Annotated in this window: 23 protein-coding genes; 22 read left to right on the top strand and 1 reads right to left on the bottom strand. The window is 45.1% G+C overall.

All coding sequences use genetic code 11. From position 1 onward, the window contains the following. Window positions 1-17 precede the first annotated feature (17 nt). From BM202_RS26705 to BM202_RS26695, 3 genes are all read left to right on the top strand, one after another. Entirely contained in the window at window positions 18-3,491 is a 3,474-nt protein-coding gene (locus BM202_RS26705; protein WP_177236691.1) for a relaxase/mobilization nuclease domain-containing protein, read from the top strand. 334 nt (window positions 3,492-3,825) lie between these two features. Next, window positions 3,826-5,961 (top strand): YWFCY domain-containing protein, encoded by a 2,136-nt coding sequence (locus BM202_RS26700; RefSeq protein WP_093831966.1) that lies wholly within the window; start codon window positions 3,826-3,828, stop codon window positions 5,959-5,961. A 143-nt stretch (window positions 5,962-6,104) separates the two neighbouring features. Beyond that, on the top strand, window positions 6,105-6,506 hold the full coding sequence (locus BM202_RS26695) for a helix-turn-helix domain-containing protein (protein WP_093831963.1): 402 nt from the start codon (window positions 6,105-6,107) through the stop codon (window positions 6,504-6,506). A 75-nt stretch (window positions 6,507-6,581) separates the two neighbouring features. Here BM202_RS26695 and BM202_RS26690 read toward each other — a convergent pair whose 3' ends face one another. Next, the gene (locus BM202_RS26690; protein WP_093831961.1) at window positions 6,582-7,616 is read right to left on the bottom strand and encodes a M23 family metallopeptidase; all 1,035 of its coding nucleotides are present in this window, start codon (window positions 7,614-7,616) and stop codon (window positions 6,582-6,584) included. An 80-nt stretch (window positions 7,617-7,696) separates the two neighbouring features. On the opposite strand from BM202_RS26690, the gene BM202_RS26685 reads away from it, so the two are divergent. The 19 genes from BM202_RS26685 (at window position 7,697) to BM202_RS26595 (ending at window position 23,230) form a co-directional block, all read left to right on the top strand. Next, window positions 7,697-9,787: a DUF3945 domain-containing protein gene (locus tag BM202_RS26685; RefSeq protein WP_093831959.1), complete on the top strand. Its 2,091-nt coding sequence runs from the start codon at window positions 7,697-7,699 to the stop codon at window positions 9,785-9,787. Window positions 9,788-9,835: 48 nt separating this feature from the next. Further along, complete coding sequence (locus tag BM202_RS26680) at window positions 9,836-10,705, top strand: DUF3945 domain-containing protein (RefSeq protein WP_093831957.1); 870 nt, start codon at window positions 9,836-9,838, stop codon at window positions 10,703-10,705. A gap of 52 nt (window positions 10,706-10,757) precedes the next feature. Then, window positions 10,758-12,278, top strand: a complete 1,521-nt coding sequence (locus tag BM202_RS26675) for a toprim domain-containing protein (protein WP_093831955.1) — start codon at window positions 10,758-10,760, stop codon at window positions 12,276-12,278. Window positions 12,279-12,325: 47 nt separating this feature from the next. Continuing rightward, entirely contained in the window at window positions 12,326-12,613 is a 288-nt protein-coding gene (locus BM202_RS26670) for a hypothetical protein (RefSeq protein WP_093831953.1), read from the top strand. Between the two features lie 148 nt (window positions 12,614-12,761). Continuing rightward, window positions 12,762-13,175 carry a hypothetical protein gene (locus tag BM202_RS26665; RefSeq protein WP_093831951.1) on the top strand — a complete coding sequence of 138 codons (414 nt, stop codon included), beginning with the start codon at window positions 12,762-12,764 and terminating at the stop codon, window positions 13,173-13,175. Window positions 13,176-13,292: 117 nt separating this feature from the next. After that, window positions 13,293-13,646 carry a hypothetical protein gene (locus BM202_RS26660; RefSeq protein WP_143100763.1) on the top strand — a complete coding sequence of 118 codons (354 nt, stop codon included), beginning with the start codon at window positions 13,293-13,295 and terminating at the stop codon, window positions 13,644-13,646. Window positions 13,647-13,764: 118 nt separating this feature from the next. Continuing rightward, window positions 13,765-14,610 carry a DUF5131 family protein gene (locus BM202_RS26655; RefSeq protein ID WP_093831947.1) on the top strand — a complete coding sequence of 282 codons (846 nt, stop codon included), beginning with the start codon at window positions 13,765-13,767 and terminating at the stop codon, window positions 14,608-14,610. A gap of 5 nt (window positions 14,611-14,615) precedes the next feature. Next, on the top strand, window positions 14,616-14,948 hold the full coding sequence (locus BM202_RS37395; RefSeq protein WP_093831945.1) for a hypothetical protein: 333 nt from the start codon (window positions 14,616-14,618) through the stop codon (window positions 14,946-14,948). Window positions 14,949-14,981: 33 nt separating this feature from the next. Then, window positions 14,982-15,233, top strand: a complete 252-nt coding sequence (locus BM202_RS26645) for a hypothetical protein (RefSeq protein WP_093831943.1) — start codon at window positions 14,982-14,984, stop codon at window positions 15,231-15,233. 8 nt (window positions 15,234-15,241) lie between these two features. After that, window positions 15,242-17,194, top strand: a complete 1,953-nt coding sequence (gene topA / locus BM202_RS26640; RefSeq protein ID WP_177236690.1) for a type I DNA topoisomerase — start codon at window positions 15,242-15,244, stop codon at window positions 17,192-17,194. Between the two features lie 24 nt (window positions 17,195-17,218). Continuing rightward, complete coding sequence (locus tag BM202_RS26635; RefSeq protein WP_093831939.1) at window positions 17,219-17,443, top strand: topoisomerase C-terminal repeat-containing protein; 225 nt, start codon at window positions 17,219-17,221, stop codon at window positions 17,441-17,443. Between the two features lie 265 nt (window positions 17,444-17,708). After that, a complete protein-coding gene (locus BM202_RS26630) occupies window positions 17,709-18,092 on the top strand; it encodes a LytR/AlgR family response regulator transcription factor (RefSeq protein WP_093831937.1) in 384 nt (127 codons plus the stop codon). Window positions 18,093-18,128: 36 nt separating this feature from the next. Further along, on the top strand, window positions 18,129-18,737 hold the full coding sequence (locus BM202_RS26625) for a phage replication initiation protein, NGO0469 family (RefSeq protein ID WP_093831935.1): 609 nt from the start codon (window positions 18,129-18,131) through the stop codon (window positions 18,735-18,737). A gap of 189 nt (window positions 18,738-18,926) precedes the next feature. Next, window positions 18,927-20,411, top strand: coding sequence for a type IV secretory system conjugative DNA transfer family protein (locus BM202_RS26620; protein ID WP_177236689.1), 1,485 nt, complete (start codon window positions 18,927-18,929; stop codon window positions 20,409-20,411). Between the two features lie 35 nt (window positions 20,412-20,446). Continuing rightward, on the top strand, window positions 20,447-21,025 hold the full coding sequence (locus BM202_RS26615) for a YWFCY domain-containing protein (protein WP_093831931.1): 579 nt from the start codon (window positions 20,447-20,449) through the stop codon (window positions 21,023-21,025). A gap of 147 nt (window positions 21,026-21,172) precedes the next feature. Continuing rightward, the gene (locus BM202_RS26610) at window positions 21,173-21,499 is read left to right on the top strand and encodes a DUF6922 domain-containing protein (RefSeq protein ID WP_093831929.1); all 327 of its coding nucleotides are present in this window, start codon (window positions 21,173-21,175) and stop codon (window positions 21,497-21,499) included. Window positions 21,500-21,659: 160 nt separating this feature from the next. Then, entirely contained in the window at window positions 21,660-22,445 is a 786-nt protein-coding gene (locus BM202_RS26605; RefSeq protein WP_093831927.1) for a nucleotidyl transferase AbiEii/AbiGii toxin family protein, read from the top strand. A 105-nt stretch (window positions 22,446-22,550) separates the two neighbouring features. After that, the gene (locus tag BM202_RS26600) at window positions 22,551-22,817 is read left to right on the top strand and encodes a hypothetical protein (RefSeq protein WP_018621604.1); all 267 of its coding nucleotides are present in this window, start codon (window positions 22,551-22,553) and stop codon (window positions 22,815-22,817) included. A gap of 128 nt (window positions 22,818-22,945) precedes the next feature. Further along, on the top strand, window positions 22,946-23,230 hold the full coding sequence (locus tag BM202_RS26595) for a hypothetical protein (RefSeq protein ID WP_093831925.1): 285 nt from the start codon (window positions 22,946-22,948) through the stop codon (window positions 23,228-23,230). Window positions 23,231-23,376 lie beyond the last annotated feature (146 nt).

The raw sequence follows: 23,376 nt of genomic DNA, 5'->3' as shown, positions 1-23,376 counted from the left end.
AAACAGTTTGGATGCGAATGATTGTCAGAATTAATACGGGCAAAAAACCGGCTGGTGCCGTTCGATATAATGAAGAAAAAGTGTCCAACGGACACGCTCATTTAATTGGAGTTAGTAACTATCCAAAAGATAATCCGGATGAATTAGGCATGCGATCAAAAATAGCCATGCTAGAAACTTATGCCGGTTTCAATCAACGCGTGTCAAACCCAACATTACACATTTCAATTGCCTTTCATCCGTCAGAGAAATTGGATGATGAACAACTAAAAACGATGGGGGAGGAGTATATGCAAAAAATGGGGTATGGTAATCAACCCATGTTAATTTACCGCCATGAAGACACTCATCATCCGCACATCCATATCGTGTCGGTTTCAGTCGATATAGATGGTAAGAAAATATCGGATTCTAATAACAGGCCTCGTTCCAATGCCATCCGAAAAGAAATGGAAATTGCCTATAAATTAGTAAAAGCTGAAGAACAGGGAAAACAACAGCTCCTGACAATTCCCTTACCCGAACAGATGCTTTCGTACAGCGAAGGAGAAACCAAAAAAGCAATCGGTTCTATCGTTCGTACTGCCTTTACCGATTATAGCTTTTCCTCCACCGAGACATTCTCGCAATTTCTATCCAGCTATAACATTCAGCTCAATCAACTGCAGGGTGAATCCAAATCAGGAAAACCCTATCAGGGAATCAGTTTCCAATTGACCAATGGGGACGATGCCATCAGTCCCGCGATCAAAGCATCGAGCTACAGTTTTGCCCCCACCCAGGAGCGATTGAACAACCGGTTCAAACACGGCCAAAAGCGAATCGAACAGGCCAAACCCCACCTCCTTCAGAACGTACAAAAAGCGCTGGAAGGGTACCAGAAAGTGAGTGAAGTCGATTATAAAAATCAGTTGCGTTCAGCCGGCATTCAAGTACTGGATACGGGAAAAGAATTTATGTATGTCGACCACCACCGGCGAACAGTCTATGGCGAATCTGAACTGGACTCGCGCCTGAGCCGAAAGCATTTGCTGGGAGCCTTTGTTGAAACGAGCCAGGTAAAATTAGCTCAGCCATTACCCCCTCAACCGGTTCATACGGTGAACGAACCGAAACCAGTTGCCCAAAAAAGCCATGCGGCAAAGACCCTTTCCGAAAAAGAATCAATTTCTCTTCGTAAACAGGTCGGACGTCATTATCAGACCTATCGCAAAGAGGCTGGCCAGTATTTCGAGAGTCAAACCATCGAGCGGTTTCCTTTCGAAGTGCTGGTGGGAAAGCTCCAGCAGGAAGGCATCGAGCGGGGCCACGCCCAAACCGCCGTGCGTTTATTCGAGCACTACAAACAAAGTCAACTTGCGGAGATAAAAAGTAAGGAGGAGAGTTACTTTTTGCAAACAGGTGGGATTTACGTAAAACTTGCCACCCAGATGCCCATTACTGCCCAAAGCCGGATAAACTTTCTGGAATCGGTAAACCTGCGAACAGCAAGCAACGAGGAAGGGCAGACGCAGCTGGTCCATCGGCATAACCCCGCGTTTAAATTAAGTATGACGGCCGACCAAACGCAGGCGCTTCTAACAGGAGGCAGCCGAGCCGTGGCCTTCCCCGCCACGCTGGGCAAAGCCGATCGGGAGGTATTTTTGGCTGCGGCCAGTGGCCAGCTACCCGAAACCGCATCGTTTTACGAGATTAACGGATCCTTGCTCAAAGGCTGTTTACCTCCTCCACTCTATGAGTCGATCAGCACGGTCCTCAACAAGAATTACCTGCAGCAGGTCATGGGCCATTGCCAGCATTCGGATCGAAGCTTAGCCGAGCAGCTTCTGGATCGAGGCATCATCGTGGAAAAGAATGAGCAGGGTTTCCGGGCAGGGTTCAGCCAAACAAATCCGGCAACGTTTACCCCCCTACCATCCGTTTACAGCCATCAACTGGAACGGGAGGGTCTGCCCAACGAGTACGCTCAGTTGGCAGCAGGTCTTCATACCGTAAATGGACGGTTATTAGTTCAGGCGGCTCAGAGCGCAGACACCGGCAATCAATCCCGTCTGGAGCGCCTCCGACGCCAGTTGCCCGAGTCGGTAGGAGGAAACTCCCTGCCGAATGCGGAGGTCATTGCCAACCTACGCGAGCAGTTACTTAAACCAGCCGCCCCAACCTCCATGCGTTCCCCGCAACAAACGAAGCAGGGAATTAATCGATCGGAATCTGATTCCACAGCCAAAGCCTTACAGGATGCATTATGGAAAGATTATTTTCAGTTTCGAGGTCGCAACGGTTATTTCTACGAGAGTGCCCTGTTACAAAAGCCAGCGGAATTTCCCATCACTCGATTGGTCCAATTGCTGACTAGCCCTCCCCACCAGATAGAGCCCATGGACGCTATTCATCTGGTACAAGCCTTCCAGCAAAATCGACTGAACCGACTCGACTCGATCATCAAACGAGATCAGGATCATTTTGCCCTGACAAGTCAAGGGTTTCTGACGATGATTAATCAGGCTCCGCTGAGTGGTTCGGATCGACAAAAAGCCCTGAAAGCGTTCTATCTGGATATCCACCGGAATGCCAGGGGTGAACTGGAATTGGTTCACCATCAACACAAAACGTTTCGAACTCCTCTTTCCGAAACGGATACCCAGTCGCTAATAAAAGGGGCTCCACCCGATCAGATCAGATCCATCGCCTTGCCAACTCAGGAATTTCCGCGTCATGAACGGGCACTGTATGAACAAATTGTCCTGGGTAAAAACCTGACAAAATCAAAAGTTGATAAAGAGAAACGAGTGGAGAAACCCAGCTTCCGAAATATAATGGGTGAGCGAGCGAAAATTTTGTTGTCTGATGAACAGTGGGAGCGGGCCAGTCGATTATTAAATGAGCATACAGCCGAGAGTTTGCTTAAAGATGCTCCCCTGGCAGTGGAAAGAAAAGCGGACTGGCTTTATCAGCGCGGAATGGTCATTGCGCCAACCAGGGAAGGCTATAGAATGGGTCACTACTTGACGGATCCTAAATTCTACCATCCAGTGCCGGAAAGTCTGGTGAAGCTCCTGGAATCACACCGGTCCGCCGGAGCCCATGCAGACCACCGTATGGAAGCCCTGTTGCAAACCGATCGTCGACTTACGGGCCTGACCACTGAGCGGGTAAAAGCGATGCTTAATCTGGCTCAGGCGCTGGATCAAAAAAATAATAAACGGGTTGACTATATACTCCATCAATTAGTTCATAAAGTACCCTCATTAGCGCCGTTGGCTACGCAGCCCGAAAAAGTCCTGGATTATCTATCCAACTCCTACGGTCCCCTCCAGGAGAATAAAGTGAATAAAACCGATGCGGTGACGAATCAACCAGCGATGCCGGTTCCAGCTCAAGATCAACCGGGAGGCTTACTTGAGGCGCTAGCAGAGGGTACGGATACGTCACAAATGCGGAAGAAACAGCGGGTAGGACAACCCCTTCGTAAGCTCAGACCAAGGCGGTAAGCTTAAAAATCAACGAAATATACGTGCCTGACTGGTGATCAACTTAACCATTTGATAACACTTTTATCCGTTTGAAAAAATGAATTATAAATTGTTTGCCGATTACGGTGCTTGATGACTTTTCTAAATACGGTCGAATTTTTCACCTTCATTCCAGGGTCAAGCTTCCATAGCCGGATGAAGAGTTAAAAATTTACCGTTATGGAAGCTAATTTTTGCCATGCAAAAATGTATTTTAGCGTTTTCATCGGTAAAAATTTAAAAATTAGCTTATTCTGTGTAACTAAAGGGCATCAGGTTCCGTACTCATGGACATTCTAAATTTATAACTGCTATGAGCCAAACAGAACATGACAAAGACTACCGGGGGATCTTAAACACGATCCTCTACATTGGGTTTGCTATTCTTTTATTTCATCTCTACGTATTCTGCCACAATGTCTTTACTAAGCTGGGAATTCCGTTATCGATTTTAACCAATTTTATCCGCTCACTTAATGATGTAACGCATTTATTTAACAATACCTGGGCCAGTAAACTCGCTGCACTGGCTATACTGATTCTCTACTGTTTCGGTAATAAGTCTAAGAAAGACATTGGAGCTACCTGGAGTGAAGTGTATTACCTGGCCTTAGCTGGGTTGTTTTTTTACTTTGGCAATTCCCTCTTACTAGACATGCGACAACTAAACGTCGACACCGTCAATATTCTTTATACGGTGACTACGTTTGGGGGGTATCTGTTACTTATGAAAGCAGGTTCCAAAGCAACAAGCATCATACCTATTACCATTGGCAATGATGCATTCAATGAAGTTAATGAAAGTTTCATGCAGGAAACGGAGTTGATTGAGAATGAATATTCAATCAATATTCCTACCTTATTTACCTATAAACAGAAGGTTCATCAGGGGTGGATTAACGTCGTTAATGCTTTTCGGGCGACAATGGTGCTTGGCACGCCAGGGTCCGGGAAAAGCTATGCGGTGGTCAATAATTACATTCGCCAGATGATCGAGAAAGGATTTTGTTTATTTATCTATGACTTCAAGTTTCCAGACTTATCCAGAATAGCTTATTTCTATCTTCAGAAGAATAAAGACGTATACCAAAAACTGTATGGTAAAATACCACAGTTCTACATTATTAATTTTGACGATCCCCGACGGTCTCACCGCTGTAATCCGTTACTGCCTGAATTGATGACTGATATCATCGATGCCCAGGAAGCCAGTTCTGCCATCCTGTTAAATCTCAATAAAGTCTGGATACAAAAATCGGGTGAATTTTTTGTGGAATCTCCCATTAGCTTTCTGACAGCGTGTATCTGGTATCTAAAACGGTACAATGATCGCAAGGTGGAAGAATACCTGGACACACTATCCGAAGAACAGCGAAATGAGCCAAGAGTAACCGATCATATCAATTACTGTACGCTGCCGCATGTAATTGAATTTGCCTGCCATCAATATGATGAAATTTTTCCTATCATGAAGGCAGAGCCAGAACTTGATCTGGTCATCGAACCTTTTTTCAGTGCCTTAAAGAACGATGCCAAGGAACAGCTGGAAGGGCAGATTGCTTCGGCTCGTATCCCCCTTTCCCGAATGGCATCACCGACCTTATACTGGGTAATGACTGGGAACGATTTTTCACTGGATATCAATGACCCAAACGATCCAAAAATTTTATGCGTTGGCAATAACCCTGACCGACAATCGGTGTATGGCGCAGCATTAGGCCTATATGCGTCTAGACTTATTAAGCTTATTAACAAAAAAGACCGTATCAAATGCGGCTTTATCATTGATGAATTGCCTACCGTCTTATTACGTGGGCTTGATAATTTGATAGCGACCGGTCGGAGTAACAAGGTAGCTGTTGTGCTAGGTCTTCAGGATTTGAGTCAATTGATCCGTGACTATGGAAGAGAGGTTGCCAATGCCATATTCACAACGATTGGTAATATTTTTACCGGTCAGGTAAAAGGAGAAACCGCTAAAAACCTAAGCAGCAGTTTTGGGAAAAATGTGCAACAGCGTCAAAGTTTTAATATCACTGATAAAGAAACAACAACCAATTTATCGACGCAAATGGATTCAGTGATACCTGAATCCAAACTCAGCAATCTATCACAAGGCCGTTTTGCTGGTGCCATAGCTGACAATGTAGATCAGGAAGTAAAACAGAAAATGTTCCACGCTAAGATTGTCATTAGTAAAACTATGGAAAAAGAACTGAAGCAGCTGCCCCAAATACCTCCGCTGCCACATTACCAACAGTTTTCAGATCAGCAAATACGCCTCATGGTGGACAACCAGTATAAGCAGGTGAAGCAAGATGTTCGAAACATCATAGCCGAGCAACTAGGGGTTATACGAACTGGACCTGATAGTCATTTATTACGGGGTTTGGTAACGGCCAATCCCAATTATCTTATGGACAGTATTCAGGAGCCGGTGAATGCCTGATGGGTATCAATACAACGCTGAACCGGCGGCTACAAAAACGTGAAATATCTGTGCTATGGCCAGAGGCTGTCCCATTAATTTAAATGATTGACGAGCTCCTCGCTGGTTGACCAAAATCATACTTAACACGAACCATTACTTACATGAAAAAGAAAAAAGATTCGGAAGTCGTGAAATGGAAATCACAATTTGCTAAGCGATTTGAACTGATTCGGGAAGCATCCGGAATGAGTCAGGTTGAGATGGCCGATACGATTGGCATGAGCCAAAATTTAGTTTATCGCTCTGAGAAAGATTGTGACATTTCGTTGAATTCATTTTTGCTCCTGTTCGTCCATTACATGAAAAATTATAAGATGAACCCGGAATGGTTCTTTGCCGAAGACAATTCCGGGTTTACCCCTTATGAGATGGAATCGAAAAAAACAAAACGAGTGTCCTCAGCCGTCGAACGCAGGCGGAACAAAATCATTCTGGACATGTTCAACATGTTGCAGCGGGATGGCCTTATGCCGCAAGCTGAAACCAATACGACTCAGGAGTAAACTTATCCTAGTAAGAAAATAAAGCCCCCAAATAGACTAAATCCATATTGGGGGCTACGTTTTAATGCCTGGTTATTACCGCCCAACGGTTAGGATTCGTTTGCCCAAACCCGAGGCCATCAAGCTGGAAGAGCGCGGCATGGTTACTTGTTTTATAGGTTCGATAAACTCGGCCTTAATTAGGCTTCTAGGAACGTTCTGGGGTTTGAAGCCCGTACTAGCCAGGCGTACTTTCCCTACATATTTCCGTTGCTGAGTAACGGTCAGGGGAGTTGTTATCAACGTAGCTGCCTGTAACCGTTTCATTAAGAGAAAACAATATTCAGTTGGATCAACCGGCTCATTTCCCCAAAGTACACTGTAATGTAAGTGGGGCCCTGTCGTCATGCCTGTTTCTCCGATATGGCCAATAACCTGCCCCCGAGTGATCGACTCACCCACAAGAACCGAATGGTCTTCTAAATGGCCATAGCCCGTTAAGTAGCCAGAGGCATGTTTAATATAGATGGCTAAACCCATGCCATCCGGTTGCCAAACCACCCTGTCGACAATCCCATCCGCAGTAGCATAGACTGGTGAATACTTTGCCTGGGGTAAATCTATCCCGGCGTGATTATGAACAGTGCCCCGCACGGGATGGTACCGAAGCCCAAAACCACTACTAACTCTATAATCCGACCAGGAGCGAATACGAATGGGTAGGATCGATGGGATGGTCCGTAATAAGTTGTCGGGTGACAGTGATTTAGGGGTTGTGAAGTTTCGCAATTGAGTCCGGATTTTACTTAGTGAATCCTCCAGTAACAGGACTACTAAAGAGTCTGATTGGCTCAGACTTTTGATGTTGACGGCTTTAAAATGAGATGGTGCCGTCGCCGGTGGCATGGCTGCTTTTTCCGTGACTGGGTATATCGATTGGCCCATAAAGGTCACTACAAAAGAGGCTTTATCGGGTTGATTAAGCTTAGTCGCTTGATTAGTCATTAGACTATCTGAGTTCCCAAGCTGGATAGAATGGCGCACGGGCCTACTGAACATGACCTGACCAGCGGCTGAATGGATAGCGCCGGTCAAAGCGATTGAGAAAATAAATCGAAAAATATTTTTCATTTCAAATACAGTATAAATAATATTAATTTTAATATTACATAATAATATTGTCAGGTCAAGAGAAAACTAAAAAAACACGTATGGAATCTACTGCAACTAAAAATCCTGATACCCATAATAGCTCCTATAAGTTAACTACTAACGATTTAAAGCAATTTGCTGCTAAGGGTATCGTCCCGGCACCCGTGTACAAAGCGTACAAAGAAAATGGTAGAAAGCTGTTACCCGAGCATAGGACGCCCTTAGTTAATGAAATAGTTTCTAGATATTTAAAAGGAAATACGAGTTTCTCGACGCCCGAATTTGCCGATATTCTAATAAATGATCTTGACACGAAGCGCCTTGTTGAAAGCCAATATAAGAATGCCCAAAACTCCGTCCCTCCTGTAAGTACCGACCTTGGACAACCTGGCCAACCCGTAAAAAATGAGATCGATTCAGGGACTAAAGCCCAGCCAACTTCTGAAGTAATTAGTTCGCAGGCTCCTCAAAGGGAAGAAGTTGTCCAACCCAGTTATCAACCCATTGGGTTTACTGTTGGTGCTACCGAGCGTGCTGACCAGTTGTCAGATGCGGACTCAAAGTATGGACAGACTGTTGAATTTCGCTTTAATCCGGTATCTCACGAGACTCCCTTAAATCAACCAGGCGGATCGGATACCGAGGCTTTGAAGGTATACGAACAGATTGAAGCGACCAGGTATGAGTTGTTGCTACCTCCTGAAGCCGAAGAGATACGGCAGTTTTTACGCAATGACGGGTATTTGTCCAATGAGGAAATTTCCAAGGCGTTGTACGATGCCGGTTTGAAACGGGAGGAACTGCAGCATACGGTAGAAACGCTGGATTCGTCAAAAAACCCGGATATCATCGCCAAAGTCACCAATTACCTGTGGGACGTCCACGAGTCCGTGATGGACAGCCCCTTGCGCGAACATTTAGCCCCGGATGGTAAATATGAGCTGGTTGCCATTATTCATAATCCGGATGGCCTTCGCGAGCAGGAACAGCTTGTCCAGAGCGCCGATGAACTTACGCGTCGTGAAACGCAACGGGAAGACGGTATCGTGTCTAAACTGCTCTCACTGAAAACGTTCGATGGAGGGATGGTAGCTAATATGCTCCACAACCACCAGATGATGCAGGAAATCATTGAAAAACTTTTAGGTGTACATAATCAATCTCAATCACAAACAAGTATGGAAATTCCAACCGCTACAAGGTATGACTGGAATCAGATTAAAGATCAGATGGAGAGGAACGGAGTTACTCGGGAAAGCCTGGAAAAATCTGGTAATCTTGATAACCTGTTGAATGGACGGCGGACTGAAACGCTGCAACTGAGTCGGCGTGATGAACAAGGCGCTGAAACGCCGGTTTCCGGTCGACTCTACATTGCTGAAGTCCCCAGTAAAGGGCCAGTCGTATACCTCTCACCGGAACGGCAGGAGCTGAAACTGCCAGTCAGCTATCAGGGCCATGTATTCTCCAAACAGGATCAGGAGAATTTGTTGAAGAATGGCGAAATGGGACGTGTCGTCACACTGAAAGACAAGATTACCCAGGAACCCTATCAGGCGTTTATTGGTGTGGACCCGGCCAACAAATCCCTGACGGTGATGAGACAGGAACGGTTTACGCCCCCAACCAAGCTGCTGGGAGCAGAACTCAGCCCAGATCAACGCGAGGCCCTGCGTAATCACCAGGTGGTACGCGTCCGCAATATGGTTGGCGATGATCAAAAGCCTTTTACGGCCGATGTGCAGATTAACGTCAATAAACGAAGCTTCTCCTTTAAACGCGTCAATGAACAGGACGAAAAAATTAAAGCGGCAAATCAAAAAGACGTAAAGCAGGCCAGCCCTAAAACCAGAAAGAAGGTAGATCCCAACCTTAAGCCTGAGCAGGCGACTCCAGCCAAGCAAACAAAAAAGCAAGTCCAGCCGGCGGGAGCAGGCAAAGATGCCGATACCAAGCAAGCTGTTAGTGTAGCGGCTAAAAATGGTCAACAGCGCATTACAGTGGATAAATCAACCAATAGTCCTTCGCTTACGATAACTAATCCCACGAAAGGGCAGCAGGCTGGAAAAAAAGAAACCCAGACGATGGTCAATGGCACGGGTGTTCAAAAGCAGGACACGCCTAAAAAGAAAAAAGGTCCAAAATTATAGTCGATTCCATAACCACTCCCTTCGTGTATACCAATCCATAACAGCCACATGAGCGCCATTCGTACACCGGGCCCATTGGTCGACAACGCTGTCGATCGGGTAAATCTGAATTCCATCGTTGGCAAACGCTATCAGATGGATTCATTTAATAATATGATCTGCGATAAGTTTCAGGTAATTAATAATTCAGTTTACCCGCAAACGGCCCAACAACTGGAAAAACTGCTGTCTGGAAAGCAGACCGATGTAGTGATACTTAACGATGGATCAACCGCTAAACTGGTAATACTTAGTACGCCGGATAAAGGTCCTAGAATCCATCAGATGGATGTACGAGCGGAACTAACCCTGGGTAAGACGTACCTGGGGCATACCTTCACCGAACAGGATAAACAGTATTTACATAAGTACGGTGATATGGGCCGTCCCGCTCAACTCATTGATCCGAATGGAGGGCAACCCTTTAAGGCTTTGATTGGTGTCGATCAGGATACCAAACGGTTGAGACTCCTTAACATCGATACGTTTAGAATGCCGGATGAAATCCTGGGTAAAAAATTAACCCCTGTTCAGAAACTGATGCTACTGGAGGGGAAAGCTTTACGGTTAGATAATATGGACTACAAGGGAACAAAATTCTCAGCGTATACCCGCCTATCGGCGGCCAAAGGTGGGTTCAAATACAATAAGATTCAGACCCAGCAAAATAATCTACCACTGGCCAGCCTGCCATCTCAAGTCCTGTCGGTAAGCTCACCAGCCCCCCAGCCCTCGAACCAGAAGCTGACGCCAGCATCCCAATCTAAAGAGTCATTCTTATCAACTCGCCAGTCGAACGTTACTGCCAATACCCAAACGGCTACTGGTGACAAACCAAAGCCAGACGTCAAAAAGTCAAAAGTCAAACTTCGTCGCTAACCTAAAACGTGCGAGGGGAAATTGTACCACCCTTTTCTTATTGTAAATACGTATGGCTGATTCAACTAGCATCTCATCTAGACCCCTAAATCGCGAACAGGTAGAACAGAAAAAAGCGGCTGATGATGAATTAATTCGGCGCTATAAATCCGATATAAACCTGGCCACGTTTGCAGAGAATCTTGGTTATGCCTATGATAAAAAACACTCAACCCGCAATGTTCCAGTACTGGATAATCCAGCCACTGGGCAAACCATCATCGTTCGAAGAAACTCAGCATCGGGCGAGTACTTTTACACCAATCCTAAGGATAATTATGATAAGGGAAATATCATAAACCTAGCTAGCCGGCACTATAATCTTGATTTGAGTACTCGATCCGGCTGGGACGAGCTGCATAAAAAATTAAGTGACCGGCTGGGAAATGTGTATTTTACCAAACATGAAGTCATTCAACCCCACCGGTTCAAACAACTTGAACAGGGCAGCGAGTCGCTCGTAAAATATTTCAATCTAAAGCCTTTGACGGACACGTCCTATCTGGAAAATGAGCGTAAAATCGATAGAGCGACCATTGAGGCACCCGAATTTGCGGGCAAAATTTTGAACAAACCATTCAATGATACCAAAGCGGGTATATCAGGAACCAATACGGTATTTCCCCTAGAAAACGAGAAGGGAATCATTGCCATCAGCACCCGGAACACCGACTGGAATAGTATGGTCGGCGAGAAACAGGATGGTATCTGGGTATCTAACATCAATCCGGCTGTAAAACCAAAAGAGATAGTTATTCTGGAAAGCCCGATCAATGCGCTTTCCTATCATCAGTTGCATCCGCCCAAAAATGAGTTTGACCGCGTTTATATTGCCACGTGTGGAAATGCATCCGCAACCCAACCGCTTACGATTCAAAAGTTAATCAATAAACTCCAACCGGAAAAGCTTATTCTTAGTAATGATAATGACCCGGCGGGCATTCGTCATAATATTAATATGATGAGTAAGCTTCATATGCCGCAGCAACCGGTAACGGGCATCTCTGTGGCAATCGGGAGCAGTAAATTTCGAAATACGCTCTACGTTGAAGTGAAACCCGAATTGCCAACAAGCCCAACGCCACCAGTTGAGCAAATCAAACTGCGCATCGGGGACGTACTAAACCGTCGTTTACATAATGAAGGTGACCAGGCCACTTTGTCCACTATTACCAGCCGGGATGACATTACACAAATACGCGCTGATTTCCCCAATCAACGGCCACTGCTTATCCGCGCTGAAAACCTGACGAAAGAATTACGTCAGTCCGGAGCGTCAATCGAAATAAAACGCTCAATGAATAAAGACTGGAACGATGATTTAAAAGAAAAACAAGCCCGTTTACTGAGCCAGAAACAATCCGCCCCCACACTAAATCATCAACCCGTCCTAGTTCAGCCGCAACGAAACCAGCCAGGTGTACCCAGTTTACCCACTCCGGTTAAACCTGCCATACCCAAATCGATAACGCAGCCAATGCCCGATCGCTCAGCTGGTGAGGATAGCCGACGGAAAACTAAACTTAAACCCTAGCGCACACTGTAGTTCAAAAATTTTACGGCTTTAACGCATATATCCGTATGAACCCGATCGTACAATCGAACGCAAATCCACTTCAAGCGGCAGCCATATCGTATTCATTGACAATTCCGGCAGCTATTCCGAACCTTTCCGGCTCAACCTGTTTGTTTGTTCAAAAAACATTGACCGACCTGCCTGACCGGTTAAAGGCACTGAACCAGAGTGGCCATCTTAATAACTATGAAGTTGTTTTCTTACAACAGGCCCTGTTACTGTTACAGGTTGAACTATCGCTCTTGCCGGAATACCAGGTCTCATTAAACTACCAAGAAGTGGTTGCAACCTAGCTAGCGCGGACTAAGGGGGAAAAGACCTACGATTATTATCTTGTATTTGATTTAAATATTAATTTATTGAAAATAGACGTGTATATTTAACCATTAAGAACTAGGCATGACTATTAACTGATAACTGGCTGAAAAGTCCTCTGAACTTATGGAAGAATACTTCATTAAGATCGACCCCTATTCCGAAACGATCGATCAAATAATACGTTCGGATAGTTACGCTTACCTGGCTCATCAACTGGGGTGTCGGCACATGGGCATATATGCCAAGCAGCCATTTTTGGATGCCGCCATGATGAACGCGGAAGCCTTGGAAACCGATTTACTGCCAGCCGCCTGGCGTTACCTACCTACTGGTGAAGTCTACTTTGGACCAGCCGTCTGGCTTAACATTTCAGAGAACGGAGAGCTGCGAGTGCCGCTTCGACGAATTGATCAGTTGGAGGATGAGATTGAGTTTTTAGGCTTTATAGAAGCCTGTACTGATTTCTTACCCCTTGGTGAAAACCTGCTGGATGATTCGGAATGTGGAGACGAACAATCTCCCGATATTGAGTTCTGACTATAAGTGGGTTTGGCAACGAATGATAAGCTGAGTGTTAGTTTATCAGACTTATTTACAATGAAAAGTAAATTAGTTTTTTCGCAGACTGTAGATCGATATTACGTTAAACATTATATGGAGCTCGTCATCAAACCATATATACCCTTTACCAATTCGGGTACATTCAGACTGGGTGCATTACTTCGATTTACAGAACCAATCTACCAAATTTCACCGGGTACGGTAGGGCTTGTTTATGAATCGGTTCAGGAGAACGGGATCGACTACTGCGGGGTCATACTCGAAAATGGGATGGATATTGGTCTGGTAATGAGTTGTGATTTGGATTATCTGGCTGAAAAACTACTTCAGATACCCACCACCTATCAATTTACAACGCCGGCCGAACTAATGCGGCATTACAAGCAGGGGACATTCAGAAAAGCATTTTCACTGGTGTATCCTCCCTCTTCGACGGTTCAGGTTTAGGTTGACTGCTCCTGCGAAGTATGTCCAGGCCGGAAAACCCGTTCAACGAGTGGACGGACTTTTTTTGGGCTTTATTGATTTAAATTATAGTTTTTTAAGCTAAATTTTATTTAATCTAATGGGTGCAAATACATTAATCGGTTGGGCCAAACATTCGTTTAATCCCTGGAAAGGTTGCGAGATGAAAAGCCGGGGTTGCGCCCGGTGCTATATGTTCAGGCATGCCAACCGCTGGGGACAGGATCCTACACTTGTCAGTCGAAGCAGTGAAGATGTCTGGAAGTCGCCCTACCGCTGGAACCGGCAATTACAAGGCAATGAACCGGTAAAAGATCGAATTGTATTCATGAATTCGATGAGTGACTTCTTCATTCCTCATGCGGATGCCTGGCGTGAGGAGGTATATCCCATACTGGAGCAAACCTCTAAGCTATTATACCTGATTCTAACCAAATATCCTGAGCGCGTGATGAATCGGTTACCCCAAAACTGGAGTACAAAGGATCATCCAAACGGCTATCCCCACGTGATTATAGGAACCTCAGTGGAGGATCAGAAAGCCGCTGACTTGCGAATCCCAGAGTTGATAAATATTCGGGCTAACTACAAAGTCATTTCGTTTGAACCGCTTTTAGGTCCGATCGATCTGAACCCGTTCCTTCAGCCCTCAACCTCCGCTTCTTCCAAACGGTTACCCTTCGACTGGGCCATACTGGGGGGCGAGTCAGGCTATAAAACCAGGCAGCCAGGAAAAAAAGATTTTCGCTATCGAAGGTGTCAACTTGAATGGTTGATTTCACTACGTGATCAGTTGGAAGCGGCTGGCATACCGGTATTTGTCAAGCAACTTGGCTCACATCTGGCTCACGAATTTAAGCTTTCCGCTAAAGCTGGCCAGCATGTCGAAGAATGGGAACAACTATCATGGCGATTTCCCCAGGACTACTTAACCGTAACTCATTAAATACTATGGTAAGAACTTTATATCAAACGGGACATGAACTGATGAATCTTCCACTATGGGCGCAATTTATGCTCATTGGTGTTTTGCTTCTCGTTGGTAGATTTTGGTTTTCTCAAATTGCCGGCCGACTGTCTGCAGTACAATGGACTGGTAGCCGAATGAGTGATCTGTTAAAATGTTTGTCGGCTGCTTTACTACTGGCTTTCCTGTTGGTCAACTTCTGGCTGGGCACTTCGCCCACGGGCCAGCGCTATGAATGGGGTCTCTACGGACGGGGGGCTTTTATCGGACTAACCCTTTTTCTTACCCAGTTTCTCACGCGTTTTTTTGCCCGCTGATAATCAGCAGGCAATCACTTCTATCGTTTAGTCATGCATAAACAAAAAAAAAGCTCGGATTTGCTGGCGCCCATGCCGCTGTCCTTTTACCGCCTGGGACAGGGGGTTACGTCTCCACCCGTTTATGATCAGCAGCAGCTGCTACACTTACCCCGAGCGTTGATAAACGCCGACCAGCTCGTTCAACTTGGCGGGGGGATCAAGCCGATGGCTACAATCCGGCTGGCCGACCGGCCATCAACATCTTTACTGATGTACACATTGCTTTTTCGAACCTGTAACTAACCGTGCCCGTGAAAAAACTGCTAATTGTTGAATCGCCGAATAAATGTAAAAAAATCAGTTCCATTCTCGACAAACTCTACGGAGCTGGCGTTTGGAAAGTCGTCGCTTCAGTGGGTCACTTTCGGGATCTGCCCCTCAAATCATTGGGCGTCCATCGGGACCAGGGATATGGCCTGAGCTATGAGCTGCATCCTGATAAACTGAAGATCGTTAAGGACATCAAAGGCCTGGCTCAGCAGGTCGGGATTGCCAACTGTTATCTGGCAACGGATTTGGACCGGGAAGGAGAATCTATATCATTCCACTTAGCTCAAATCCTCGGTATTCCGATTCCCCAGACCAAGCGGGTAACCTTCGACGAAGTCACCGAAAAAGCGATTGCAGCAGCTGTTTCAAACCCGCGGGTACTGGATATGAAACTGGTAAGTGCCCAGGAGGGTCGCCGGGCAATAGATCGGTTGACAGGCTACGAGATTTCACCACTCATGAGCCGCAAGCTAGGCAACCGGCTAAGTGCTGGCCGGGTCCAATCGGTAGCCCTGCGTTTAGTTGTGGAACGGGAGCGAACCATTGAAGCTTTTAAATCAAAATCGGATATCAGACTTAAGGGGGAATTCCTGACACCAAATGGTGAAGGGATCAAGGCAACCTACCATCAACCGTTTCTGACGGAAGACGCTATTGTTTCGTATTTAAAAGCATCGGTACAGAAAACCTACGCGGTGGCCAACATTGAGGTGAAACCGTTGGTGCGTCAACCCAGTCCACCTTTTACCACCTCCACCCTGCAACAGGATGCAATCCGGAAGCTCAGTAAGAAAGCGGGACGCTGGTCAGCCAAAAAAGTAATGGAGGTTGCCCAGGAGTTATTTGCTAAAGGGCATATCACGTACATGCGTACGGATTCTCCTAATTTATCTCAGGAAGCCGTCGAGGCTATTAAAGAACAGGTGAATACCCGTATAGGCGCATCCTATTTTGAGGCAAGAACCTTCAAGGCCAAGCAAGCTGCACAAGAGGCTCACGAAGCCATTCGACCAACTCACTTTTACCATCAACAAGCTGGTGATACACCGGATGAACAGGCGCTTTACGAACTGATATATCGTCGGGCTATGGCTTCCCAGATGAAACCGGCCTTGTTTGAACAGACTACTATCTTCATCACCTCAGCTGATCCACAGGATTTATTTACGGCCGTAGCTAAAGTGGAAAAGTTCAATGGATACCTAGCCGTTTATGCCGAAGAAGCCGATGAAGAAGGGGAAGAAGAAACAACATCCCTTAAAAAAATTGCCAAAGGAGATAAACTACGCTGTCAGAAACTCGTTGGCCGGCAAACCTACAGCCAACCCGCCAAACGATATGACGAGGCCAGTCTGATTCGTGAACTGGAAAAACGGGACATTGGGCGCCCATCTACGTACGCCAGCATTGTTGGTACAATTCAGGCTCGTGATTACGTGCGTACTGATTCTATCCCAGCCTCAAAGTTGCCATCAGTTATTCTTACCCTGGAAAATAATAAACTGGAAAAAAAAGTAGAGCAGCAAACCGTTGGCGGTGATCAGAGCAAATTAGTCCCGAGTTCAGTGGGCCATCAGGTAACTGAATATCTGGAAGCTAATTTCAGCAAACTGGTCGATTACGCGTTCACAGCTTCCATGGAAAAGCGTCTGGATGAAGTTGCCGGTGGAAAAGCTACTTATAAACAAGTGGTAAGTGAGTTTGATACGGATCATCAGCATTTGCTGCAGTTAGCGGATGCATCTCAGCAGGACGTCGTCCGAACCCCATCGACGCTTGAAGTTGGAGAACTTAATGGAGAACCCGTAAAAACCGGCAAGGGGAAGTACGGTACTTACGTCCTGTATAAAGGGGAATTCCTGGATGCACGCCAGTATGAACCAGATCAAATTACGCTGGACCTGGTCATGCAATTACTGGAAAAGAAAAACTAGCAGCTCCAGCAACGTCAGGAAAATTTGATTCACAAAGTAGGAAAGTATGAAATCCGTCAGGGTCCACATGGCCAGTACGTGACTGATGGTAAGACCAATGCCCGTTTACCTCAGCAAATTACAACCACCGAGCAGATCAAGCAACTGACAAGCGAAAACTGCCAGGCAATACTAAATAGCTATCAAACCTGGAAAAAATCGCAGGCAGGAGGCAAGAGCCAACCAAAACAAGTTGCCAAAAAAGGTTGATCGCTTGGTCTAGCCACTCGGTTTGTAAACTAATCACTATTTACTCTAAAACCCGACTGCCTATGGAAAAAGGCCGGCAGCGATTGCCTTACTTGCTCTGATCGACCCGGTCATCATGCCCACATGCCTGAAAAGTCAAATAATGAAAAAATTCGTCGACTTTTTTCATTATTTGATTTGAATTTCATATCATTAATTTGAAAATTATTTTATAAGAATATCTTTGCGTATAAAAAGACATTAGTTAAGTAATGATTACACTACGATGAAAAAGGGTAAATCCACTTCTACGGGATCCTACTTGTTGATTGCAGGATACCATGGTCGCGAACTGATTGAGGCGGACCAGATCATTCGTTTGCAGGGCGAACGTAATTATACATGGTTATACCTGGCCAATGGAGAAAAGCATATACTGGCTAGTACGCTGAAGCGAATCGAAGCGATACTTCCTCATTTTTTGCGCATCAACAAAGGCCATCTAATTAATCCAATTTACATTAAACGGTTTCATGATTCATCGCCACCGACCGGCAGAAAAATCAGTGCAAGCTGGGCCAGTAAAGGCATGATGCTCCTCCACAGTGGCGACCGCCTGCCCTGGTCAAGACGCCGGCTTTACCACTACCTGGAAGCCTTTGCCAATTAATTTACCCCACTTGGTTTACGTAAATCTGTTTCAATCATGAGCTTAACCACGATCATCAAAAAGAACCAACTTCGGGAGCAACTACCTGATGCGGCTCATCCCTCTTTACTACGTCGAATTATTGAGCTTGGTAGTTTACCAACCGTTTGGAACAACGTCACTACCATCCGGCCACGTATCTTACTGACGTGGGTAATTCCGTCAATAACGCTAATGATTGGCGATCAACCCCGGCCCGCTCTAGTTCACAAAGAATACCTATTCTCACTTCAAAAAAATGCTCATCTATACAAAGACATCGTTGCGATGCGAGGGCACGAATTTGGGGAAGAGTACGATAATACACCTTTCGATATTTTATCGCTACTGGGTATGCCCTGTCTGGTAACGACGAAGCAGGAAACGGGTAAAAAACCCGTCATTTTAAAACTTGACCCCTATCCGGAAGATGAGTTTTATCCCGAGACCGATCTGGCTTTTCAATCCCTGACGTACGCCCACTTTGACTGGTCTTTATTCAATTCACTGAGTAAGACAATTCAGGAGAAAATGGAGCGGACAAGGCAGTTTCAGCAGGTACTGGCAAACAATCCTACTCGTCAATCCAACTCCATAAACGAAACTCCCCTAAACCTGCCTGTATAATCCAGGCCCCGCATTGACGCTCTACCAACTCTACATTAAGTACATTATAATCCCAAAACATATTGACACATGGACAACTTAATCAATGATTTCGACGAATTGGAGCATACGTTTACTCCGTATAATGAGTTTGTTGGCAACGATTATTCCATTAATATTCCCCTGGTTGCCAATGGGATTTTTTACGGAATGGAAAAAGGTTGGGTAAACATTTTAAATCCGTTTCGGGGGGGGCTGGTGCTGGGTTCCCCTGGCTCTGGTAAAACCAAAACAGTTTCTCACCACTTTGTCAAACAGTTAATTGAAAAGGGATTTGTTACAGCACTCTATGAATATACCGATGACTATTTAAGTCAAGTTGCCTTTCATACGTTGCAAGCTAACCAACATGTCTTCAAAAAAGAATATGGGGTCAATGCTACGTTCCATGCCGTCAATTTTTTGTCTCCAGCCCATTCCGTGCGTTGTAACCCCTTTGCTGGTAATCAGCTACGGGATATTATCGATGCTCAAAACATTGCAACAACAATTCTTTGTAACCTGAATAAGTCTTGGATTGAGCAACAGGGAAGTTTTCTAGTTGAGTCAGCTATTACTTACCTCACTGCCTGCTTGTGGTTTTTAAAACGATATTCGGATGCTCAACCTGAATTTTCCCAAAAAGAGGAGACCGATAAATTAGCTGCCAAGTACAACAATACACCACCAGTTACTTACTGTAGTTTACCTCATTTTATTGAATTTGCGCTTCAGGATTATCGTACTGTGCTAGCCCTATTAGGTACCCTCCCCGAACTGGCCCTCCTTATTGAGCCATTTCAGCATTATCTTGAAAAAGGTACCTCGACGGGTTCATTTGACCATTTGGATGGTATTCTGGCGGTGGTACGACTACAACTCCGTCATCTGGCAACCCCCGAACTTTACTGGATTATGACTGGTGAGGAGCCCTTAGTAGATATTAATAAGCCGAATGATCCTAAAATAGTAAGCCTTATTAATAATCCGGCCAGTAGCTCAACGTCCGGCGTAGCCTTGGCTTTGTTAGCGGGCCGGGTAAGTAGGCAGATTAATAAACCTGATGGCGGTAAGAAGGCATTAATCGTCGATGAGTTGCCAACCGTTTATATCGATGGACTTGACAGTTTGATGGCAACTGGCCGCTTGAATAAAGTAGCTACCCTCTTTACGGCTCAGGACATGATTCAACTAGAACTAACCTACGGTAAGCGGCAAGCAAAATTTATTCTAGACGTTCCTGGGACGATAATAACGGGCCCCTGTTTGGGTATGTCAGCGGAGCGAGTAGCCAGTCGTCTTAACGAAGTAGAAGAATCAATTAGGAATGAATATGGATCAAAAAAGGCTCCGGTGATTACGGGCAAAATGTTGCAATCAATGCCGTATGGGTACTTTGCCGGTAACATAGCACCTTCACTCCCTGAAAAGGTGGGACAATCTAAATTTATCTCCCAACTTCCCCAACCGCCAACACCCTGGCAAACAAATCGTCAACCGGCCATCTTACCAGTTCATCCCGCCTTGGAGGGCTTAACAAACGAGCAGATTGAGGTACGTTTCCAGGAAAATATCGAGGTAGTAAAGAACCAAATCGGTGATTTAATTCGGAACGCAGGTAGCCAGCCTAATTGGTCTCCAGAAGGCCGTTATTAACGCTTCTTCAGCTTAAACTATACAGTCAACTACTTATGAGAAAGGATCTTGATCAAGAATATAGAAGTTGTTTAACGAGTCTACTAGGGATAGCCTATTTCCTGTTGATTCTTCACTTCTACAAAGTTGGCCACCCATTATTCCAATCAATGGCCCATCAACTTTCCTTCGTTGATGGGTTTATGGTAAGTATTGATAAAACCTACTACATATTTACCCATAACTGGAGTATAAAACTGTTCATTCTCTTTCTGGTCTTGATACGAGATTTTGCTTATTTAAGAATTAGTAATGGACCAGTCACTAAAAATAAAGTCAGAAAAGGACTCGCTCTCTGTTTGCTGGGACATACAATTTTTTTTGGGAGTAGCTGGTTTTTATCATTTTTGCCCCTGGTCGAAGCGTGTTCATTTATGCTCTACGTCAGCTTAACGACCATGGGTTTAGTTCTGATAAAACGATCCATGACAATCTTATTACCTATGTTAGGGAATGAAGATGATAGGGACAGTAATGATTCATCCGATTGGGATGGAAACCCCGGTGGATCTACCGACCCGATTAAACCACGGGTAAGAGGGACCCATCAAAACCCGTATGCATTTACGCAATAACTTTAAATTATTGGCTAGTAGGGCCTTAAGCCGTTACAGGCTCAAAGTACTTGACTTAAACACTCATCTCACTTATTTTTAAATAATAACGGTTTTTGATTAAAAGGCCCGTACCAGTGAATAAATCAGATTTAAACGACAAAAACGATGAATGTCTCCACTGAATCCAAACCCGTTTCTCTGCAATTCAATAAACGTAGTTTTTGGGGTTTAGATACTCAAAAGATGGATATCAATAACCCCATCGATGCGGATACGATTATAGCGAGGGTAATGGACAATGGTACGCATGAGGACCGAGCCATGGCAGTCCGTTATTTTGGTATTGACCGAATTAAACAGGCATTATTTAACGCCCCCGAACTCCAGTCGACTACCATTTCTTTCTGCAGTTTGTGGTGGGGTGTTGAGCCAACTGCTTTCCTGAGCTACCGTAAAAAAGCCGCAGAACCCATTCAATTCGTCAGTTTTTAAGAACATACTCGTAGTGAAAGATTTCGAAAGCCTAGTAATGAGCTAATATAATTATCTCATTACTAGGCAATAAGCTATTATTAACGATAAATATTTTCTATATTGTCTATTGAAAATTCATTTTATATTGACAATGCGGAGTGTTTAACCCGCGTAGAAAATGATGCTGCATTATCAGAGCCTGGATACCAGTACGTTCAACGTACTTCATGAATTAATGGCGAACCCAACCCTTAAGGAGGCTGGATTTGTCCTGTGCGGAGGAACGGCACTAACGCTTCAACTGGGTCACCGCATGAGCACTGACATTGACCTCTTCAGTACCCTTAATGTAACAGCGCCCAAGATGAAATCCTTTATGGAGAAAACCTTCGGGGACCGGTTGGATATAACGTCTATGGGTGACCTGGGGATCAGGGGCTTTTTGGACGGTGTTAAACTGGATATGATCAAGTTTCCTTACCCAATGAAGCACAGCCCACTTGAGGTCAATGGGTTGAGAGTAATAGGTCTCGATGATGCATCGGCCATGAAACTTCATGCGGCCGCTAACCGGGGAGCCCGTCGGGATTACGTTGATTTAGCCGAGTTGCTCCAGAAAATGCCATTTGAGAGAATATTAATTAACTATCAAAATCAGTTTAACCCTTCACCACAAGCACTTGAGCATACGCGCCGGGCAATTACATTTTTTGATGATGCTGAACGTACCACTACTGCCATTGATATGCTAAATGGCCGCAGGTGGGAAACGAGTAAACAGATCATCCGGCAGAGCGTCGCCAACCCACGACATATTCAACTGCTTCCCCCGCCCAAACCACCCCTGGCCGCTAATCCGCATCAACAGGGTATTCTAACAGTAAACAACTCAACGCCAGCACTGCCAGTAACATTTCACCAGAAAGGGACTACTACAAAGCCAAGGCAATCCCCGAAACATTAATGGAGCAGTTTTCCTGAGTGAAAGCCAATAGGTAGTATATTTGATAGGATGCAGGATGCACTCCCAGACTAGTATAAAAAGGATAAACCTTACAGGGCTAAACTCATGACGGTTCACTTTGACGCAGTTAACGATTTGTACCCACAGGCTCAAATACTGGATTTGTACGAATACTATAAAGGCAGGACAAGAACCGCCGTTGCACCACTTCAGCAACCATCGGACCAGCCTCAACAGCGGGAAAAACAAATTCAGCAACTGGTTTCATCAGTCATCCAACAGGGTGCAACCCGTATCGTGCTCACCGTTCAAGACCCAAATGGGACGGTCTATCATCCGGACTTTAAAACAGATGAATTAATTTGGCACTGAGTCAATTTCCCGGTATAAGTAACGGGATAGAGGGGATAAGTCTTTTGTATTAGTCTGACTGTTAGCTGTTTAACTTCGGTTGACGCTAATAATTTACTATCTTTAGTAAATCAATAATCGTGACCGCTATGACTACTCAACAAGCCTCCCTACTTAGTGATGCCAACCAACACGGTATTCAATACATCAACAATAAACTGGTTATGCCAACCGTAATGATCGGTGAGGGTAAGTATTATGTGGCCTTCAATGAGTCAGTTGATGTTGTCCAGAAAGCTACGGGTAGCTTTTTCTGCGTAGGGGAAGCGGATGTTTACACGGCGTTTCCCAAAGCCTGGCTTATTGATCGAAATTTGCTACACATCATCGGAAAACTTTCGAACGGTAAAGTACTCGTTGTTGATTCCTTGTAAGAAATTACCTGAATCCCATCATAGCAATGAGCCTGCTACCAGGCTCATTGCTGCTTTATTCAAACGCTACCGAATCTACTGACAGTAGTACGTGCCAGGCCATAGGGATTAAGCAAAGAACTACTGCACCACACCTGATTACACAA

The organism is Spirosoma endophyticum (assembly GCF_900112365.1).
GTDB classification, from domain to species: domain Bacteria; phylum Bacteroidota; class Bacteroidia; order Cytophagales; family Spirosomataceae; genus Spirosoma; species Spirosoma endophyticum.
Note: the sequence above shows the minus strand (reverse complement) of the source record. Positions and strands in the feature narration are given on the sequence as shown.

What these genes read in the sequence shown, in the direction of transcription:
- BM202_RS26705 (WP_177236691.1), top strand. Translation starts at nt 18, where the DNA reads ATGATTGTCAGAATTAATACGGGCAAAAAACCGGCTGGTGCCGTTCGA.
- BM202_RS26700 (WP_093831966.1), top strand. Translation starts at nt 3,826, where the DNA reads ATGAGCCAAACAGAACATGACAAAGACTACCGGGGGATCTTAAACACG.
- BM202_RS26695 (WP_093831963.1), top strand. Translation starts at nt 6,105, where the DNA reads ATGAAAAAGAAAAAAGATTCGGAAGTCGTGAAATGGAAATCACAATTT.
- BM202_RS26690 (WP_093831961.1), bottom strand. Translation starts at nt 7,616, where the DNA reads ATGAAAAATATTTTTCGATTTATTTTCTCAATCGCTTTGACCGGCGCT.
- BM202_RS26685 (WP_093831959.1), top strand. Translation starts at nt 7,697, where the DNA reads ATGGAATCTACTGCAACTAAAAATCCTGATACCCATAATAGCTCCTAT.
- BM202_RS26680 (WP_093831957.1), top strand. Translation starts at nt 9,836, where the DNA reads ATGAGCGCCATTCGTACACCGGGCCCATTGGTCGACAACGCTGTCGAT.
- BM202_RS26675 (WP_093831955.1), top strand. Translation starts at nt 10,758, where the DNA reads ATGGCTGATTCAACTAGCATCTCATCTAGACCCCTAAATCGCGAACAG.
- BM202_RS26670 (WP_093831953.1), top strand. Translation starts at nt 12,326, where the DNA reads ATGAACCCGATCGTACAATCGAACGCAAATCCACTTCAAGCGGCAGCC.
- BM202_RS26665 (WP_093831951.1), top strand. Translation starts at nt 12,762, where the DNA reads ATGGAAGAATACTTCATTAAGATCGACCCCTATTCCGAAACGATCGAT.
- BM202_RS26660 (WP_143100763.1), top strand. Translation starts at nt 13,293, where the DNA reads ATGGAGCTCGTCATCAAACCATATATACCCTTTACCAATTCGGGTACA.
- BM202_RS26655 (WP_093831947.1), top strand. Translation starts at nt 13,765, where the DNA reads ATGGGTGCAAATACATTAATCGGTTGGGCCAAACATTCGTTTAATCCC.
- BM202_RS37395 (WP_093831945.1), top strand. Translation starts at nt 14,616, where the DNA reads ATGGTAAGAACTTTATATCAAACGGGACATGAACTGATGAATCTTCCA.
- BM202_RS26645 (WP_093831943.1), top strand. Translation starts at nt 14,982, where the DNA reads ATGCATAAACAAAAAAAAAGCTCGGATTTGCTGGCGCCCATGCCGCTG.
- BM202_RS26630 (WP_093831937.1), top strand. Translation starts at nt 17,709, where the DNA reads ATGAAAAAGGGTAAATCCACTTCTACGGGATCCTACTTGTTGATTGCA.
- BM202_RS26625 (WP_093831935.1), top strand. Translation starts at nt 18,129, where the DNA reads ATGAGCTTAACCACGATCATCAAAAAGAACCAACTTCGGGAGCAACTA.
- BM202_RS26620 (WP_177236689.1), top strand. Translation starts at nt 18,927, where the DNA reads ATGGAAAAAGGTTGGGTAAACATTTTAAATCCGTTTCGGGGGGGGCTG.
- BM202_RS26615 (WP_093831931.1), top strand. Translation starts at nt 20,447, where the DNA reads ATGAGAAAGGATCTTGATCAAGAATATAGAAGTTGTTTAACGAGTCTA.
- BM202_RS26610 (WP_093831929.1), top strand. Translation starts at nt 21,173, where the DNA reads ATGAATGTCTCCACTGAATCCAAACCCGTTTCTCTGCAATTCAATAAA.
- BM202_RS26605 (WP_093831927.1), top strand. Translation starts at nt 21,660, where the DNA reads ATGATGCTGCATTATCAGAGCCTGGATACCAGTACGTTCAACGTACTT.
- BM202_RS26600 (WP_018621604.1), top strand. Translation starts at nt 22,551, where the DNA reads ATGACGGTTCACTTTGACGCAGTTAACGATTTGTACCCACAGGCTCAA.
- BM202_RS26595 (WP_093831925.1), top strand. Translation starts at nt 22,946, where the DNA reads ATGACTACTCAACAAGCCTCCCTACTTAGTGATGCCAACCAACACGGT.